Raw genomic sequence first — 18722 nt, 5'->3', positions numbered from 1 at the left:
ACTATGAAGCAATTCCATATTCTCATTATCTTGTTACTGGCGAGTTGGAAGCTATCAGCTCAAGGGCAATTTGATATTGTTATTGTGGGAAGTAATCCGGGAGGGATTATGGCAGCGATTGCTGCCGCCCGAGAGGGGAAGACCTCGGTTATTCTAGAACGAACAAACCATATAGGCGGGCTTCCGGCTAATGGATTAGGAGCTACGGATATTGCTACGCGAAAAGCTACTACCGGACTATTCGCCGAGTTCACTTCCAGAATCAAACAATACTATGTCGATCATTATGGAGCGGATTCCCAGCAAGTGAAAGATTGCAGTGATGGTTTTCATTTTGAACCTTCCGTTGCAGCAGTTATTTATCAAGATATGCTGAATGAGCACAAAGACAAAATAACGATACATCTTATGCGTCAGTTCGATGCTGAGGATTCAAACCTATCTCTTAAGGATGAACGCATTGAAAGTCTTTATGTACTAAATCGAGAAAATGGGCAGAGAGAACTCTATCTGGGCAAAGTATTTGTAGACGCAACCTATGAAGGAGATCTAGGCGCTATAGCCGGTGTACCATTTCGTGTAGGTAGAGAAAGTAAAGAAGAGTTTGGTGAACCGGGTGCAGGAAGGGCTTATGAGTATTGGAAGAGCCAGCCCGCAGAAGGTAGTACCGGAGAATCCGACAATGCTGTGCAAGCATACAATTATCGGTTATGCTTAACAAATAATCCAAAAAACCGTATCGCTTTTCCAAAGCCGGAATCTTACAATCGGGCGGAGTATGTCTCACTGATTGAAGATGTATGGACCGGACGAAACACCCAAATAGCTATGGCCAAAGTGACAGATGAAATGATGGAGGCCAACCGTAAGCATATTGCTCAAGGAAATCGTACCAAACTACCCGGTGACAGTTGGGGCATCAGAAAGCTAAGTAGTCTGGTGAAATTACCTAATCAGAAAACTGATGGTAACAATCAGCATGCGGCATTTCTTTCGACTGACTTACCTGAGGAAAATTGGGCATGGCCTACCTCTTCCTGGGAATGGCGTGATAAATTCGCCAAACGATTGAGAGATTACACGTTAGGTCTATTCTGGTTCGCTCAACATGATCAAGCGCTTCCCGAGCATTTCCGCAAAGAAATTGCCGAATGGGGCTTGGCAAAGGATGAATATCAAGACAACAACTTCTTCCCCAGACAAGTCTATGTACGGGAAGGAAGACGTTTCGAAGGAGTCTATTTCTTTACAGCCAAGGATGCGCTGCCGGTTGCTCAAGGCAAACGCCCACCCTTGCACGCAACTAGTGTGACAGCTAGTCATTACGCACTTGACTCACATGCGGCTCGAAAAAGAGAAACAGGACGAGTACATTTAGATGGTTTTATCAGTTATCCCACAGCTGTTTATACAGTACCTTTAGGAGTTATCTTACCCCGCAAAGTAGATAATTTGCTATTGCCTGTTCCCGTATCCGGCTCGCATATCGGTTTTTCTACATTGCGCATGGAACCTTGTTGGATGGCACTTGGACAAGCAGCCGGCATCACAGCCTCGCTGGCTATCGATAACCGTGTGTCGGTCCGCGATGTTAATATATCCATGCTTCAAGATAAACTAATCCGGCAAAGAACAACTCTCATGTATTATCGCGATCTACAGCCGGAAGACCCGAATTTCCACTTGGTTCAATACATGGGGCTGCGCGGTTACCTACCTGACTGGGATGCGAACCTCACCCAGGCAATCGATAAAGAGACGTTGAAGGAATGGAGTGCCTTATGCAACTTTCAGCTCGATGCTATTCCTGAGAAAACATCTCGTTTAGAAGTATTGACTATAATTTATAACAAGCTTCGGCAATAAAGAAAGAATCATGAAACAAAAATATAAGATGAGATTAAAGCAAGTTGCTTATCTAATAGGAGGGCTGCTTCTATGCGGTACTTCCACACTCTTCGCATCAGGGACTAACGAGAATAAACAGAAAGAGACCTGGGTAGTCGGCCCATTTATCCGTCCCGAAGGAGTGAATCCGATCCTAACTCCCCAACCGACCTCTTTCTATTGTCCGATGCAAAAACAACAAGTCAAATGGGAAGAGAGTGATATATTCAATCCGGGCGCAACTTTGAAAGATGGAAAGATTGTCGTACTCTACCGGGCTGAGGACAACTCGGCACAAGGTATCGGGAAAAGAACATCACGCATAGGGTATGCCGAAAGTAAAGATGGTATTTCGATGACGAGATTCAATGCCCCGGTACTTTTTCCTGCCGAAGACGACTTCAAGAGCATAGAGCACCCCGGTGGCTGTGAAGACCCACGAGTGGCTATGACCGAAGATGGACTATATGTAATGCTTTATACTGCTTGGAACAGAAAGACACCCCGTCTTGCAGTAGCTACTTCCAAGGATCTGAAAAACTGGACGAAACACGGGCTTGCTTTTGAAAAAGCCTATGACGGTCGTTTTACGAAGATCGCCAGTAAGTCAGCCTCTATACTAACCAAAGTAAAAAAAGACAAGCTTGTTATTGACAAAGTAGATGGCAAGTACTTTATGTATTGGGGAGAGTATGCGGTTCATGCTGCAACCTCAGATAACCTGATAGACTGGTACCCCGTATTGGATGATAATAATGAATTAAAGAAAATAGCTAAACCACGTAAAGGTTATTTCGATTGTCAGATGACAGAGTGTGGCCCTCCCGCTATTCGGACAAAAAACGGCATCGTTCTCTTATATAATGGAAAGAACGCAGGCAAGGAGCGAGATTTGAATTATCCGGCCGGTGCTTATTGCGCGGGACAACTCTTGCTCGACAACAAGGATCCTTATAAAGTACTGAATCGTTTGGATAAACCATTTTTCGCCCCCGAAGCACCTTTCGAGAAAAGTGGTCAATACAAAGACGGAACAGTATTTATTGAAGGGTTAGTTTATCATAAAAAGAAATTATACCTCTACTATGGTTGTGCCGATTCAAAGGTGGCAGTAGCCATATGCGACAATGTGAAGAACCTGCAAATCTCTAAATAATCGACACGCCTCGTAAGTAATAGCAAAACTACCATATCGTTTAACAGATAAAATCAGTATTATGCGTAAAAAAGTATTTTTATTATTGTGTCTCATACCTTTTCAGTTCATGTTTGCTCAAACCAGCATGCTGAAAAATTTCCCCAAAGGAAGCACACCCGAAGAAGTCGGCAAACGCTTAGCTTATCGTTTCGTCAATGAGAAGCATGCACTTCATGCAGGAAAGTGGATCGGATATCCGGAAACATTCTACTGGAATGGAGCGCTTAAATATGCTGCGGTAACCAAAGACAAAGAACTTATTAAAACTCTTCAGAATAAGTTTGAGCCGCTGTTTACAACCGAGAAAGCCTTGTTGCCCATCATGAATCACGTAGACTTAAACATGTTTGGCAGTTTACCTTTGGAGTTCTATAACGTAACCAAAGAAAAACGTTATCTGGAATTGGGCATACCTTACGCCGACACTCAATGGCAAGTTCCTGAAAATGCAAAGTCGAAGGAAAAAGAATGGGCGGATAAAGGTTATTCCTGGCAAACTCGCCTGTGGATTGACGATATGTACATGATTACGATTGTACAGACCCAAGCATATAAGGTAACCAAAGATCCCAAGTACATTGACCGGGCCGCTAAAGAAATGGTTCTTTATTTAGATGATCTACAACGCCCCAATGGACTTTTCTATCATGCTCCGGATGTTCCCTTCTATTGGGGACGAGGAAATGGATGGATGGCTGCCGGCATGGCAGAGCTACTTCAGGCTATGCCTAAAAAGCATAAAGACCGTCCACGCATTATGAAAGGATATCAAACCATGATGGAGAGCCTAAAGAAATATCAAAACCCGGAAGGACTATGGAACCAGTTAATTGATAAATCGGACTGTTGGACTGAAACGTCCGGGTCGGCCATGTTTACTTTCGCTTTCATTAAGGGTGTGAAGAACGGATGGCTAAATGCCAAAGAGTATGCACCGGCTGCACGGAAAGCGTGGATCGCACTCGTTCCATACCTCAATGAAAAGAATCAGGTGAGAGAAGTTTGTGTAGGAACAAACAAAAAGAACGAGTTACAATATTATTATGATCGTCCACGTCGGACAGGTGATTATCATGGCCAAGGTCCTTTCCTTTGGTGTACTGTGGCGCTACTAGAAAAATAACAATTCGTTGCCCCCTTGTCTCGAATAAAAAGAACCGAGACAAGTAAAATATTTCGTAATTTTTATCCCGGCATGAGAATAACTTCGCCCGTCAAACGGTGGAGTTATTCTCTGCTATTTATGATACTAACCAGCTCATGATATTCCAAAAAGCTCTTTCTTCCTATTATTTAAGACAAAACAGTGGCGGTGTACCTGATTTTGCTATTTATTGATTAGTATTTAGCCTTTCGTATCCGAGCTCTTCGCTACTTTTGTTTGGAAGTAAAACAATTTAAAAGAAGAACGAATTTACTAAGAAAGCTTTATTATCTTTGTAAATGAGAATATTATGAAAAACCAATTCCCTAAAGAATGAAAAATACATCGATTAGTAGACGGGAGTTTCTGAGAAATATAGGAATAGCAGGGGCAGGAACGCTTCTGCTGACAAGCCCTTGGCTTTCTGCTTTTTCAGAAGTTATGAATACGTCTAACGAGAAATGCCGCCTGGCAATTATCGGACCGGGTTCACGAGGTCAATTCCTCATGAGTTTTCTGGTTCAAAACCCCAAAGTTGAGATTGTAGCACTCTGCGATATTTATCAGCCGTCTATTGATGACGCTTTAAAATTAGCTCCTAAGGCAAAGGTATACGATGACTACCGGCAATTGCTAGAAAACAAGGATATAGATGCAGTACTTGTTGCGACTCCACTCCGTGCACATTATAAGATAGTCATGGATGCCTTTGACGCAGGAAAGCACGTATTCTGTGAAAAGTCGATCGGATACACCATTGAAGAGTGTTTCCACATGTACAACAAGCACCGCAGTTCCGGCAAAATCTTTTTCACCGGACAGCAGCGTCTGTTCGATCCGCGCTATATTAAAGTCATGGAAATGGTTCATGCCGGTACATTCGGAGACATCAACGCCATTCGCACTTTCTGGTATCGCAATGGTGACTGGAGACGCCCCGTCCCCTCTCCCAGCCTGGAACGACTGATCAATTGGAGACTTTATCGGGAACATTCGAAAGGACTCATGACCGAATTGGCCTGTCATCAGTTGCAAATCGGAAGTTGGGCCTTGCGCAAGCTTCCTGAGAAGGTGATGGGACATGGTGCGATTACTTACTGGAAAGACGGTCGCGAAGTCTATGACAATGTCAGCTGTCTGTATGTATTCGACAATGGAGTAAAAATGACATTCGACTCTGTCATATCGAATCAGTTCTATGGACTGGAAGAGCAGATTATGGGTAACCTCGGTACGGTAGAACCAGAGAAAGGAAAGTACTTCTTCGAGAGTGTAGCCCCCGCACCCGGTTTTCTACAAATGATCAATAGCTGGGAGAATAAACTGTTCGATTCATTACCTTTCGCGGGTACCAGTTGGGCCCCGGAAACTGCGAATGTAAACACCGGTGAATTTATCACAGGAGAAAGGCCTAAGACCGATGGTTCTTCTTTATTACTAGAAGCTTTCGTAGAAGCCGTAATTACTCGCAAACAGCCGGCTCGAATTGCTGAAGAAGGTTACTATGCAAGCACCCTCTGTCTGTTGGGAGATCAGGCAATGCAAGAAGAACGCACATTGAGCTTCCCCGACGAATACAAGATAAACTATTTGAATCACCAATCTAAAGCCCCCGAAACAGTATGAAAGATACGATTATAACAGCACGGAGAAAGAAGATAGAACTACTCACCTTGTTAATCTGCTTCATTATCGCCAATCTCGCCAACCTATATGCTATTATTGTTTATCGGACATCTTTCATGGAGGTGTTTACCTCAGTCTTCTACATAATCATCGCATCTTTAGCACTATATGCAGGCTGGACTGTTTTACGGCTAGTCTTTTATAGTCTTACTCTATTGTTTGTTCGTAGAAAGAAGAGATAAGTAAAACATAAACTAGAGTTTCAATCAATTATAACTAAAATAATTATGGTAACACGAAGAGATTTTCTGAGAACTATGACAATGGCTTCTGCCGGCTTGGCCGTAGGAAGCGGAGAACTATTAAATGCGCAAAACATAGCATCTAAAAAGGGCAGAAACGAAAAAGTAAAGATTGCCTATATCGGGATTGGTAACCGTGGTGAGCAGATTATTGAGGATTTTGCACGGACGGGAATGGTAGAAGTTGTGGCTTTGTGCGACGTAGATATGGGCGCCAAGCACACCCAAAAGATAATGGCTAAGTACCCTAAGGCTAAGCAATTCAGAGATTTCCGTCAGATGTTTGATAAAGCGGGCAATGATTTCGATGCCGTAGCGATTGCTACTCCCGACCATTCTCACTTCCCGATCAGTATGCTGGCTCTGGCTTCGGGCAAACACGTCTATGTAGAGAAACCGTTAGCGCGGACTTTTTATGAGGCAGAACTGTTGATGCAAGCAGCACGCAAGCGTCCGAACTTGGCTACACAGGTTGGTAACCAAGGGCATTCGGAAGCCAACTATTTCCAATTCAAGGCGTGGATGGATGCAGGTATCATCAAAGATGTAACTGCTGTGACTGCCCATATGAATAACGCACGTCGCTGGCATAAATGGGATACCAACATCTACAAATTACCCGGGGGACAACAACTTCCTAAAGACCTGGACTGGAACACATGGCTTGGAGCCGTTCCTTACCACGAATACAACGAGAAATATCACTTGGGCGAATGGCGTTGCTGGTATGACTTCGGTATGGGAGCTTTAGGAGACTGGGGAGCACATATCTTGGATACCGTTCACGAGTTCCTGGACTTAGGTTTACCTTATGAGGTTTCGTTGAATTACGAGAATGGACATAATGATTATTTCTTCCCCTATTCTTCCACCATTCTCTTCCGCTTTCCACAACGTAAAGGAATGCCTCCACTAGATATTACCTGGTACGATGGATTGGACAACCTCCCTCCCATCCCTGCCGGCTATGGCGTTTCAGGTTTAGACCCTAACATCCCTTCAACCAATCAAGGAGACACAGCGGCATCCAAACTGAATCCGGGTAAGATCATCTACAGCAAAGACCTTATATTCAAAGGCGGAAGCCATGGTAGCACCTTATCCATCATTCCGGAAGAAAAGGCTAAAGAGATGGCAAGTAAATTGCCTGTAGTACCCAAGAGCCCATCCAATCACTTCGAGAACTTCTTACTGGCCTGTAATGGGGCTGAGAAAACCCGTTCACCATTCGAGATCAACGGAGTGCTGAGTCAGGTATTCTCACTCGGAGTAATGGCGCAACGCCTCAACACCCAGTTGTTCTTCGACAGCCGGACCAAACAAATCACAAACAATGAATTCGCTAACGCGATGCTGGCCGGACTACCGCCACGCAAAGGCTGGGACGAGTTCTATAAATTATAAACAGGGAGAATAGCCTCGGAAGTCGGCAAGCTTCTCTATCTGGTAATATGATTCACTACTATTATTAAAAATAAGACGTATATGAGAAAGAAGACGTTATTTTCTGTATTGATATTCTGCGCAGCAACTCTTTCAGCACAGAATTGGGAACCGTTATTCAACGGTAAGAACCTGAAAGGGTGGACAAAACTAAACGGCAAAGCCGAGTACAAAGTGGTAGATGATGCCATTGTAGGAATTTCCAAAATGGGAACCCCTAACACGTTTCTCGCAACAACCAAAAACTACGGTGATTTCATTCTTGAATTTGACTTTAAGGTAGACGATGGTCTGAATTCCGGTGTGCAGTTCCGCAGTGAAAGCAAGAAAGAATACCAGAAAGGGCGTGTACACGGCTATCAGTTTGAGATCGATCCAGCCAAACGTGCTTGGTCGGGAGGTATTTATGACGAAGCACGCAGAGCATGGCTTTATCCGTTAACTCTCAACCCGTCGGCACGAACAGCGTTTAAAAACAATGCCTGGAACAAAGCACGCATTGAAGCTGTTGGTAACTCCATTCGGACATGGGTTAACGATGTTCCTTGCGCCAATATCTGGGATGATATGACACCTGTCGGTTTCATTGCTTTGCAGGTACATGCCATTGGTAAAGCTGACGACGAAGGAAAAACTGTCAGCTGGAAAAACATCCGTATCTGTACAACAGACGTAGCCCGTTATCAAACATCTGACAAACAGGATGCACCGGAAGTCAATCTGATCGCGAACACCATCTCTCCACGTGAAGCCAAAGAAGGCTGGGCGCTACTTTGGGATGGCAAAACGAATGAAGGATGGAGAGGAGCCCGCCTAAACACGTTCCCAACCAAAGGCTGGAAGATGGAAGACGGTATTCTGAAAGTGATGAAGAGCGGTGGAGCCGAATCGGCTAACGGAGGCGACATTGTGACTACCCGTAAGTACAAAAACTTCATACTGACAGTGGACTTCAAGATCACAGAAGGCGCAAACAGCGGAATCAAATATTTCGTAAGTCCCGATTTGAATAAAGGTGAAGGTTCAGCTATTGGTTGTGAGTTCCAGATACTGGATGACGACAAACATCCCGACGCTAAGTTAGGTGTAAAAGGAAACAGAAAGTTGGGGTCTTTGTATGACTTGATTCCGGCTCCCGAGAACAAGCCTTTCAATAAGAAAGAGTTCAATACAGCTACCGTTATTGTAAAAGACAATCACGTAGAGCATTGGTTGAATGGCGTGAAGCTGATTGAGTACGACCGGAACACCGATATGTTCAATGCACTCGTAGCTTATAGCAAGTATAAAAACTGGCCTAACTTCGGGAATCATGTGGAAGGCAATATTCTGTTGCAAGACCATGGCGATGAGGTGTGGTTCAAGAACGTTAAGATCAAAGAACTCAAATAGAGTATCCATCTTCTCGTAAGTCACTAGCATGCTAATCGAATTTGCGGGTTATGTTTATAACCCGCAAATTCTTATTAAAAGAAACCACCCCTATGAAAACATCTGGTAAAATAGCATTGACGCTTTGCACGTTCCTCCTTTCCCACCTTCTTCTAACAGCCGGGGAAGTCTCCCTCCTCATTAAAAAAAGATATGTAAACTTTCCGATTTCTCATACGCAAGAAAGAAAGCGAATGACCTTTCAGGTCGATGGCGAACCGGATCTGTCTATTGTGATACGTCTGGCACCGGACGAAGCAGCATACTGGGTATTCAAAGATGTATCGGCTTTGAAAGGAAAAACCCTTAAGATTACCTATGAAGGCAATGACAAAGGGCTGAGTAAAATCTACCAGTCAGACGAAATTGAAGGGCAGGCCAATTTATATAAGGAACAGAATCGCCCTCAATTCCACTTCACCTCCCGGAGGGGATGGATCAACGATCCCAACGGATTGATTTACCACGAAGGTGAATACCATCTATTTTACCAACACAACCCTTTCGAAAGAGATTGGGAAAACATGCATTGGGGACATGCAGTCAGCAAGGATTTGGTTCATTGGACCGAATTGCCGGACGCCTTATTCCCGGATCATACCGGAACTATGTTTTCCGGTTCGACCGTGATCGATTATCACAATACCGCAGGTTTCAACCGGGGCAAGACTCCGGCAATGGTGGCAGCCTTCACTGCCGCAAGCAGCGACAGGCAAGTACAAGGAATAGCATACAGCCTCGACCGGGGACGAACATTTACTAAATACGCGAAGAATCCCGTCATCGATTCCAAGGAGAAATGGAACTCAGTCGACACCCGAGATCCCAAAGTATTCTGGTATGCACCATCCAACCACTGGGTAATGGTACTCAATGAACGTGACGGACACTCAATCTACACATCCGCCAACCTCAAAGACTGGAAGTACGAAAGCCATACAACCGGCTTCTGGGAATGTCCCGAGCTATTCGAATTACCGGTGGACGGTGACCCGAAACACACCAAGTGGGTAATGTATGGAGCTTCCGGCACTTATATGACAGGCAACTTCGATGGAAAAGTATTCACCCCCGAAACCGGTAAGTATTGCTATACCACAGGCAGCATCTATGCCGCACAAACATTCACCAATATACCGGCAACCGACGGCAGGCGTATCCAGATTGGTTGGGGAAGAATCAATCATCCGGGAATGCCGTTCAATGGCATGATGATGATGCCCACCGAGCTGACACTACGCACCACCAAAGACGGAATCCGCCTTGTGAGTGTTCCGGTCAGAGAAGCCGAAGTACTCTTTACGCCTATTCGAACCTGGCATTCGCTCTCCTCTGATGAAGCAAACCGCCAGTTGGCTGAGTTCTACACGGCCGACTGCCTTCGCATCCAAACAACGATCAAACTTTCGCATGCTACGGACGCAGGGTTCAACCTATTCGGACAACGCATCATTAGTTATGACATGAATTCGACAACGTTGAATGGACGCTTCTATTCTCCACAAGACCCGACAAGTATGGAACTGAGTGCCGATATATACATCGACCGAACCTCCATAGAGGTATTTATTGACGGCGGGCTATACTCCTACTCCATGGAAAGGCGGCCCGACAACAACAATAAAGAAGGTTTCCACTTTTGGGGAAATCGGGTGGAAGTGAAAGAATTAGAAGTCTATGCTGTCAACTCCATCTGGTAAATTGTATTTTTGTAGTACCACAGTTTCGGTTAGCACCTATCCTGTGTTTTCTTACTTGAGCATAAAAGACACCTATTAGTACGATTAGTCACATGAAAAACAAAAAGTATTTAGGGGCAATTCTCCTCGCTTGTCTGACATTAACTGCTACAGCTCAGACATTCGATCCCCAACAGGGTTATGAAATACAGACCGTAGCCGGCCTGGTGTTAGACAATCAAGGTAGTACTGAGACCAACTCCGGTATCATCATCTCCCAGCGAGAAGCCAAAAAAGAGTCGCAAGTGTGGAACATTATTCCTTCGTCCCGAGAAGGATACTACATTCTCCGAAGCCCTTTCACCGAGTTAAGCGTAGACAACGGTAATCACGGAAAGGCGGAAGGAGCCTTACTCCAATGGAACACCGAAGCGAACAACGCGAATCAGCAATGGAAAATCACCCAATTACCTTCCGGTAGCTACACGTTCACCAGCGCAGCAGGCGGATGCAACATGGGATATCCGGATGCCGGTTTAGTAGGCGAACCCGTATTCCAGCTTGCTCCGAACGATACGAAGGAGAGTCAGCAGTGGAAGATAGTGAAATCGAATTTAAAGGTCGTCCCCTACGCAGTAAAGCACAAAAGCAATAATGATTGGGAGAATGAACGGATTTTCGCAATCAACAAAGAACCGGGTCGTGCCACGTTCATACCTTTTGCCAGCCTGAAAGAGATGCAGGCTGATCCCGCTTACCAGAAGTTATGGAACCGCACACACTCATCCCGCTACCAACTACTCAACGGTAACTGGAAGTTCAATTGGGTTAAGCAACCCTCCGAGCGACCGGTAAACTTCTATAAAACAAATTACGATGTGTCGGGATGGAATGAGATCCCCGTGCCTTCCAATTGGGAGATGCTGGGGTATGGCACGCCAATCTATACCAATTATACATACCCGTTCCGAAACAATCCTCCTTTCATCCAAGTTCAAAAAGGGTACACCGTAGAGAATGAACCGAATGCCGTAGGATCTTACCGCAGAGACTTCACCTTGCCGAACAACTGGAACGACAAAGAGGTCTTTCTGCATTTCGACGGTATCTATAGTGCAGCCTATATTTGGATAAACGGACAGAAAGTCGGCTATACCCAAGGAGCCAATAATGATGCCGAATTCAACATCACCCGCTATGTCAAGAAAGGAAAGAATGTAGTTGCGGTGGAAGTCTACCGTTGGAGCGATGGGAGTTATTTGGAGGATCAGGATATGTTCCGTCTGAGTGGTATCCACCGGGATGTTTATCTGATAGCCACTCCGAAAGTCCGCTTGCGCGACATGCACCTGACATCCGAACTCAGCCAATCCCTGGACAAAGCCGACCTAAACATAAAAGCCTGCATCCACAATTATGCCAAAGCAGGAAAAGGTGCCTCCTTGCGAGTTAGTTTACTAGATGCTTCCGCTCAATCCAAAGGAACAGTAGTGATACCTATTGCCAGTACTTCAAGTAGTAAAGAGAACACCGTTAACGGCACAATCGCACTTCCCAACCCCGAACTCTGGACGGCCGAAACACCTTATTTATATACGGTAAATTTCGAGTTATTGGACGACAAAGGAGATGTGCAGGAAGCTACCACACAGCAATTTGGTTTCCGAAAGATTGAAATCCGGAATAAGAAGGTCTACATCAACAACCAACTGGTCTTATTCAAAGGGGCTAACCGGCACGATATTCACCCTCAGTTTGGGAAAGCTGTTCCGGTAGAGACGATGATTGAAGATATCTTGCTATACAAACGGTTCAACCTGAACACCATTCGCACCAGCCACTACCCGAATGATCCCAAGATGTACGCCTTGTATGACTATTACGGACTTTATGTAATGGATGAGGCTGACTTGGAATGTCATGGCAACTCATCTATCAGCAACAAAGAAAGTTGGGAGGGAGCCTATGTCGACCGCATTGTCCGCATGATAGACCGGGACAAGAACCATCCGGCAGTGATATTCTGGTCGCTGGGAAATGAGTCCGGCGGCGGACAGAACTTCGTAATGGCGCAGCAAGCAGCCAAAGCGATGGACAACCGATACATCCATTACGAGGGAATGAATAGCGTTGCCGACATTGACTCACGTATGTATCCGTCCATCGAAAGCATGATTGAATCTGACAAACAAGCCAGTGACAAACCTTTCTTCCTCTGCGAATACGCCCATGCGATGGGTAATGCGGTAGGCAATCTGGAAGAATATTGGGACTACATCGAATACCACTCCAACCGAATGATCGGGGGATGCATTTGGGATTGGGTAGATCAGGCTCTTCAGATGCCGGGACAGTCCAAAGATCGCTATTACCTGGGTGGTAGCTTTGGTGACCAGCCCAACGACAATGACTTCTGCTGCAACGGCTTAGTCACTCCGGACCGAAAAGTTACGCCGAAACTTTGGGAAGTCAAGAAGGTATATCAATACATCACCATCAAACGCCAGCAGGAGAATAGTCTCTGGATTCACAACCGGTACAGCTTCCTCAACCTGAACAACTTCACGCTTGAGTATGCGGTTTTGAAAGACGGCGTGCAAGTTGACAAAGGAGAACTTCCTTTGCCAGATGTAAAGCCGGGAGAGCACTGCATCGTAGAAATACCCAATATGCCCTCTCTGCAAGCAGACGGCGAGTACTTCCTCAATGTAGAAATCCGTCTCAAAGAGCCAACCGTATGGGCGGATGCCGGACATATTGTCGCTACCGAACAAATGCTATTGGCTCAGCCGACTGCCACAGCAAGTGAGCAAGCTACGAGCAAAGCAGAATTCAAGGTGGTGCAAGAGCGCGAAGGGGTAATCTATTTCCGGAGTCCGGGTGTGGAAATCGCCTTTGACTCCAAGCAAGGTAAATTAGTTTCTATCCGCTATCAGGAACAAAGCATATTCCATCAACGCGAAGGATGGGGCTTCAACTGGTATCGCTCCATCAACAACGATGCCCGCAATTGGATACCGACCCAGATCGAGCTGAAAGGTTTCGAGTGGAAGTTAGCCGACGACAAACAGACTGCTACCCTATCTGCCCAACATGAAGCAACAGTTGGCAAGAACAAAGTTCCGTACACAGTTACCTACCAGCTACACACTGACGGAACGGTCGATGTAAACGCTTCGTTCACGACCGGCGAGAACTTCAACTTGCCTCGTTTGGCTTTACAAGCGTTCTTTAATCCCGCATTGGAAAACCTGGAATGGTACGGACGGGGACCGATAGAAAATTATCAAGATCGTAAAAACGCCGCATACATAGGCCGATACCAAAGTAAGGTAGACGCTATGAACGAGTATTATGTACGTGCTCAGTCGATGGGCGAGCGTTGCGATACCCGCTGGATCACCTTATGCGACGACAACGGAAGCGGAGTAAAGATCTCTGCCAATAAGCCGTTCGACTTCAGCGCGCTGCACTACACCGACCAGGATCTGTGGAATGTCAAGCATAGTCACGATCTGGGAGAGATTCGCCGGGCAGAGATCGTCGTAAACATGGACTGTATACAGCGAGGGCTAGGAAATGCCAGTTGCGGCCCCGGTCCACGTCCGAAGTACGAGATCAAGAAAAACGCGATTTATACCTACTCATTCAGTATGTCACCATTTAAAAAGTAAAGATTTGCGCCACTCCGTCCAACATATCTATAAATCCTCCCAGCAAGGTGACAGTCTGCTCTATGCCTGGTTTACCGCCATGCATACGCGTGTAGACATCGTCATTCACGATTGGGGGGATGAAAAAGAACTGATGGATGTAATTTACCGCATCGAGGAAGCATTGCGGCAGTTGGAAGGGGCCGCTAATTTTTATGACCCGGAAAGTGAGTTGGCAAAGATCAATCGGATTGGCGCCCTCCACCCAGTCAAGATCAGCTCCGACCTCTACAAGATGATCGAATCTTGTTTGGCATACAACACCCGGACGTTCGGTTGTTTCGATGTCACCATTCATTCTGAGCAGTACAACCGCGACTCCATTCACTCGGTCTGCCTATCAGCGGACGACCAAACTGTCTTTTTCAAGAAACAAGGAACGGTTATCAACCTATCGGGCTTCCTCAAAGGCTATGCTTTGGAGAAGATCCGATCGATTCTACAAGCGCACACCATTGAGAATGCCTTGGTCAATATGGGAAACAGTTCCGTATTGGCTCTAGGCAGTGCCCCTGATGGGAATGGATGGAAGATCGGTTTCGGAAATCAAGCGGAGTCAACGGACAATCCGGCCGAAGTCTGCCTTTACAATGAATGTCTGACCACCTCCGGCAATGATTCAAATACCCGAAAGCATATCATCTCACCCCATACCAACCGGTTAGTGGAAGGTAAAAGACAGCTAGCCGTTGTTACCGAAGACGGGATAACGGGTGAAGTTCTTTCGACCAGTCTATTTGTTGCCGATTCCACCCTGCGGGAAGCGATGATCCGGGCGTTTGCTATTAAAACAATAATCGAACTATAAATGAAGATAATCGCCCGCATGCCAAGGTACGCCCACGGCTCTTCACTTCGAAAATGAGAGGGAGTCTTATTCCCGACAGGATGGTGACATATCGGTCATTTAAGGTGAACGTTTTTTTTCTTGGGACATTAATGGGGGTAATGGTCTATATTTGTCTTTTATTGAATAGTTATTTTCATTATTAATGAGAGACAATACCGATTTTTGTAGAGACTATTTAAGGCAAATATAGAGAGAACTAATAAAATTATTTACTTTCTTTGTATTTACTTAAAAACGGAAGATATTATGAAAAAGATTTTATGCCTGTTGGTTCCCTTTATGCTACTCTTTTCTTGTTCCTCTAAGCAGGGCGGGCAAAAAGGAAACACCGAAAACAATCGTACATATACCAACCCCCTGTTTCCGGAGGGTGCCGACCCAAGTGCTGTTTTTCATAATGGTAAATACTACTACACCCACGAAGCCGGCAACCGAATCTTATTATGGGGTTCGGAAGACATAACAAACATGGCTCACGCTACATGCAAGGAGATATGGCTTCCCAAAAAGCCCAACGAGGTTTACAATCTATGGGACCCGGAGATTCGTCGCATCAATGGCAAATGGTATATCTATTTTGCGGCGGATGATGGCAACTCGACAGATAATCATCAGATATACGTTATCGAGAACGAATCTCCCGATCCGATGCAAGGTGAGTTCACCTTAAAAGGGATTATCATGACCAACCCCGAATGGAATTGGGGCATTCATCCCGCTACTTTCGAACATAAGGGGCAATTGTATCTACTATGGTCGGGCTGGCCTAAGCGCAGAATCAACGCCGAGACCCAGTGCATCTACATTGCGAAGATGAAAGACCCGTGGACACTCGATTCGGAAAGAGTCATGATTTCCAAACCGGAATACGAATGGGAACGCCAATGGGTGAATCCGGATGGAAGCCGTACCGCTTATCCGATCTACGTTAATGAAGCACCTCAGTATTTCCACTCGAAGGATGAGAAGACTTTGATTATCTACTATTCCGCAAGCGGATGCTGGTCGCCTTACTATTGTGTGGGGATGCTGACCGCAGATGCAGAGAGTGACTTGCTGGACCCAACATCTTGGGCAAAGAGTTCGCTGCCCGTATTCAAGCAAGATCCAGAGAATAATATATACGGTCCGGGAAGTTTCTCGTTTGTACCGTCACCGGATGGTACGGAATGGTATTTACTGTACCACGCCCGGAGTATACCAAATGGGGTAACAGGCGGTCCGGAAGACCGTAATCCACGTTTACAGAAAATAGGATGGGACGCAAATGGTATGCCGGATCTAGGTAGTCCGGTACGTATCGACACCCCCCTGCCTAAGCCATCGGGTACACCGATTCCGAAGCAGTAAGGTTTGCGATTTTCTATCCATTGAAGCAGGTAAGTGTTTTCACTTGCCAAGAGATTGTTTTGCATATACTCTAACATTTTTATATTTGATAAAACAGTGAAAAAGAACATCTTAGTCGCATCTATGGCAGTTTTATTGGCTGCCACAGCATCAGCACAGTGGCAACTGGCCGATAACAAGATTAGCACCAAATGGGCAGAAGAAATAAATCCGTCTAATGTATTACCGGAATACCCCCGCCCCATTATGGAACGCAACGAATGGCAAAACTTGAATGGATTGTGGAACTATGCAATCACCCCCAAGGGGAAAACACCGGATTCGTATGAAGGAAAGATACTGGTTCCTTTTGCTGTCGAATCGAGTTTGTCGGGAGTCGGCAAAACGGTCGGGACAGAAAAGGAGTTATGGTATCAACGATCCTTCACGGTTCCAAGTACCTGGAAAGGAAAGAAAATCTTGTTGAACTTCGGAGCGGTGGACTGGAAAGCGGACATTTGGTTGAATAACATAAAGGTAGGCCAACATACAGGCGGATACACGCCTTTCTCATTGGACATCACCACCGCTTTAGCTTCCAAAGGAGACAATACCCTCGTCGTAAAAGTTTGGGACCCGACAGATCGTGGGCCTCAACCCAGAGGAAAACAAGTGAATCGCCCGGAAGGTATATGGTACACTTCGGTAACGGGAATCTGGCAAACGGTATGGTTGGAGCCGGTGAATGAGGCACATATTACCAACATACGCACAACTTCGGACATCGATAACAAGAAACTCTCGGTAGATGTAGCTACCAGCACAAAAACGCCTTCGGGTATTGTGGAAGTTAAGGTGTACGACGGCAAAGAAATAGTAGCAACGGCTAAAGGATTGAGCGGACAAACGATTGATATACCCATGCCGGAGAACAGTAAGTTGTGGAGTCCGGATTCACCTTTCCTCTACTCGATGAAAGTTTCGCTGAGCGAGCACGGTAAAGTGACTGATCAGGTAGACAGTTACACAGCCATGCGTAAGTACTCAACTCACCGCGACAAAAACGGCATCGTCCGCCTACAGCTAAACAACCGGGATCTGTTCCAGTTCGGTCCGTTGGATCAGGGTTGGTGGCCCGATGGATTGTACACGGCTCCCAGCGACGAAGCTTTGTTATACGACATACAAAAGACCAAAGACTTGGGCTTCAACATGATTCGCAAGCATGTGAAAGTGGAACCGGCGCGTTGGTATACCCATTGCGACAAGGTCGGCATGATTGTATGGCAGGATATGCCCAATGGAGATAAAGAACCGGAGTGGCAGATGTACAATTACTTCACAGGCAACGAACTGAATCGTACCGCCGAATCGGAAAAATGCTACCGCAAAGAATGGAAAGAGATCATGGACTATCTCTATGGCTACCCATGCATCGGCGTTTGGGTTCCCTTCAATGAGCGTTGGGGACAATTCAAGACGGAAGACATTGCGCAGTGGACTAAAGAGCACGATCCGTCGCGACTCGTAAACGCTGCGAGCGGTGGTAACCACTTTCCATGTGGCGATATTCTGGACTTGCACCATTATCCTAATCCGACACTTGACTTTTACGATGCCGGCCGGGCAACCGTGCTGGGTGAGTATGGCGGTATCGGATTGGCGCTAAAAGATCATCTATGGAAACCCGACCACAACTGGGGATATGTCAAGTTCAATACGTCGGAAGAGGTAACCGCTCAATACGAAAAGTATGCGAATGATTTGTACAACTTGATCCTCCGGGGTTTCTCGGCAGCTGTCTATACACAAACAACGGATGTAGAGATGGAAGTAAACGGATTGATGACCTATGACCGCAAGGTGATCAAGGTAGACGAACAACGGATCAGACAGATCAATTCGAAGATATGCAATGCTTTGAAGTAAAGCACCGCATCGGTAAGTCACCTCACCGAACAAAGCTTATTAATTAACTGGTAATTTCATAAAAGGTATTTGTCGAAAACTGCCATTTCATCGGTAAAAAGACAACGTTCAACGGGTTCCGGAGCACAACAAATGCCTCGGAGCCTTTTCTTTGCCCCTACCTATCCTTCGAGTTTTCCTTGTCCCAAACA

General features: G+C 45.8%; 12 protein-coding genes. All 12 read left to right on the top strand.

Annotated features, from left to right (window positions below):
- The first annotated feature begins 3 nt into the window (after nt 1–3).
- The 12 genes from JCM10512_RS03765 to JCM10512_RS03710 all read left to right on the top strand — a co-directional run bounded on the left by JCM10512_RS03765 (nt 4) and on the right by JCM10512_RS03710 (nt 18531).
- Nucleotides 4–1866, top strand: a complete 1863-nt coding sequence (locus tag JCM10512_RS03765) for an FAD-dependent oxidoreductase (protein WP_044160521.1) — start codon at nt 4–6, stop codon at nt 1864–1866.
- Nucleotides 1867–1894: 28 nt separating this feature from the next.
- The gene (locus JCM10512_RS03760; protein ID WP_044160582.1) at nt 1895–3043 is read left to right on the top strand and encodes a beta-1,2-mannosidase; all 1149 of its coding nucleotides are present in this window, start codon (nt 1895–1897) and stop codon (nt 3041–3043) included.
- Between the two features lie 61 nt (nt 3044–3104).
- On the top strand, nt 3105–4208 hold the full coding sequence (locus tag JCM10512_RS03755) for a glycoside hydrolase family 88/105 protein (RefSeq protein WP_044160519.1): 1104 nt from the start codon (nt 3105–3107) through the stop codon (nt 4206–4208).
- A gap of 354 nt (nt 4209–4562) precedes the next feature.
- Complete coding sequence (locus JCM10512_RS03750; RefSeq protein WP_044160517.1) at nt 4563–5855, top strand: Gfo/Idh/MocA family protein; 1293 nt, start codon at nt 4563–4565, stop codon at nt 5853–5855.
- The gene (locus tag JCM10512_RS03745; protein ID WP_044160515.1) at nt 5852–6097 is read left to right on the top strand and encodes a hypothetical protein; all 246 of its coding nucleotides are present in this window, start codon (nt 5852–5854) and stop codon (nt 6095–6097) included. Before JCM10512_RS03750 ends, JCM10512_RS03745 begins: the two co-directional genes overlap by 4 nt.
- A 45-nt stretch (nt 6098–6142) precedes the next feature.
- Nucleotides 6143–7561, top strand: coding sequence for a Gfo/Idh/MocA family oxidoreductase (locus JCM10512_RS03740; protein WP_044160514.1), 1419 nt, complete (start codon nt 6143–6145; stop codon nt 7559–7561).
- A gap of 81 nt (nt 7562–7642) precedes the next feature.
- A complete protein-coding gene (locus JCM10512_RS03735; RefSeq protein WP_044160512.1) occupies nt 7643–8992 on the top strand; it encodes a 3-keto-disaccharide hydrolase in 1350 nt (449 codons plus the stop codon).
- Between the two features lie 92 nt (nt 8993–9084).
- A complete protein-coding gene (locus tag JCM10512_RS03730; protein WP_044160510.1) occupies nt 9085–10731 on the top strand; it encodes a glycoside hydrolase family 32 protein in 1647 nt (548 codons plus the stop codon).
- Between the two features lie 92 nt (nt 10732–10823).
- On the top strand, nt 10824–14384 hold the full coding sequence (locus tag JCM10512_RS03725) for a glycoside hydrolase family 2 TIM barrel-domain containing protein (RefSeq protein WP_044160509.1): 3561 nt from the start codon (nt 10824–10826) through the stop codon (nt 14382–14384).
- A gap of 4 nt (nt 14385–14388) precedes the next feature.
- A complete protein-coding gene (locus tag JCM10512_RS03720) occupies nt 14389–15231 on the top strand; it encodes an FAD:protein FMN transferase (protein ID WP_044160508.1) in 843 nt (280 codons plus the stop codon).
- Between the two features lie 288 nt (nt 15232–15519).
- Nucleotides 15520–16623: a glycoside hydrolase family 43 protein gene (locus JCM10512_RS03715; RefSeq protein ID WP_044160505.1), complete on the top strand. Its 1104-nt coding sequence runs from the start codon at nt 15520–15522 to the stop codon at nt 16621–16623.
- 96 nt (nt 16624–16719) lie between these two features.
- Nucleotides 16720–18531 (top strand): glycoside hydrolase family 2 protein, encoded by a 1812-nt coding sequence (locus tag JCM10512_RS03710; RefSeq protein WP_044160503.1) that lies wholly within the window; start codon nt 16720–16722, stop codon nt 18529–18531.
- Nucleotides 18532–18722 lie beyond the last annotated feature (191 nt).

It is taken from the genome of Bacteroides reticulotermitis JCM 10512 (assembly GCF_000517545.1).
Taxonomy (GTDB): Bacteria; Bacteroidota; Bacteroidia; order Bacteroidales; family Bacteroidaceae; genus Bacteroides; species Bacteroides reticulotermitis.
The sequence above is the reverse complement of the archived record's forward strand: the minus strand, read 5'-3'. Positions and strand labels throughout refer to the sequence as shown.

What these genes read in the sequence shown, in the direction of transcription:
- JCM10512_RS03760 (WP_044160582.1), top strand. Translation starts at nt 1,895, where the DNA reads ATGAGATTAAAGCAAGTTGCTTATCTAATAGGAGGGCTGCTTCTATGC.
- JCM10512_RS03755 (WP_044160519.1), top strand. Translation starts at nt 3,105, where the DNA reads ATGCGTAAAAAAGTATTTTTATTATTGTGTCTCATACCTTTTCAGTTC.
- JCM10512_RS03735 (WP_044160512.1), top strand. Translation starts at nt 7,643, where the DNA reads ATGAGAAAGAAGACGTTATTTTCTGTATTGATATTCTGCGCAGCAACT.
- JCM10512_RS03750 (WP_044160517.1), top strand. Translation starts at nt 4,563, where the DNA reads ATGAAAAATACATCGATTAGTAGACGGGAGTTTCTGAGAAATATAGGA.
- JCM10512_RS03740 (WP_044160514.1), top strand. Translation starts at nt 6,143, where the DNA reads ATGGTAACACGAAGAGATTTTCTGAGAACTATGACAATGGCTTCTGCC.
- JCM10512_RS03725 (WP_044160509.1), top strand. Translation starts at nt 10,824, where the DNA reads ATGAAAAACAAAAAGTATTTAGGGGCAATTCTCCTCGCTTGTCTGACA.
- JCM10512_RS03765 (WP_044160521.1), top strand. Translation starts at nt 4, where the DNA reads ATGAAGCAATTCCATATTCTCATTATCTTGTTACTGGCGAGTTGGAAG.
- JCM10512_RS03745 (WP_044160515.1), top strand. Translation starts at nt 5,852, where the DNA reads ATGAAAGATACGATTATAACAGCACGGAGAAAGAAGATAGAACTACTC.
- JCM10512_RS03715 (WP_044160505.1), top strand. Translation starts at nt 15,520, where the DNA reads ATGAAAAAGATTTTATGCCTGTTGGTTCCCTTTATGCTACTCTTTTCT.
- JCM10512_RS03730 (WP_044160510.1), top strand. Translation starts at nt 9,085, where the DNA reads ATGAAAACATCTGGTAAAATAGCATTGACGCTTTGCACGTTCCTCCTT.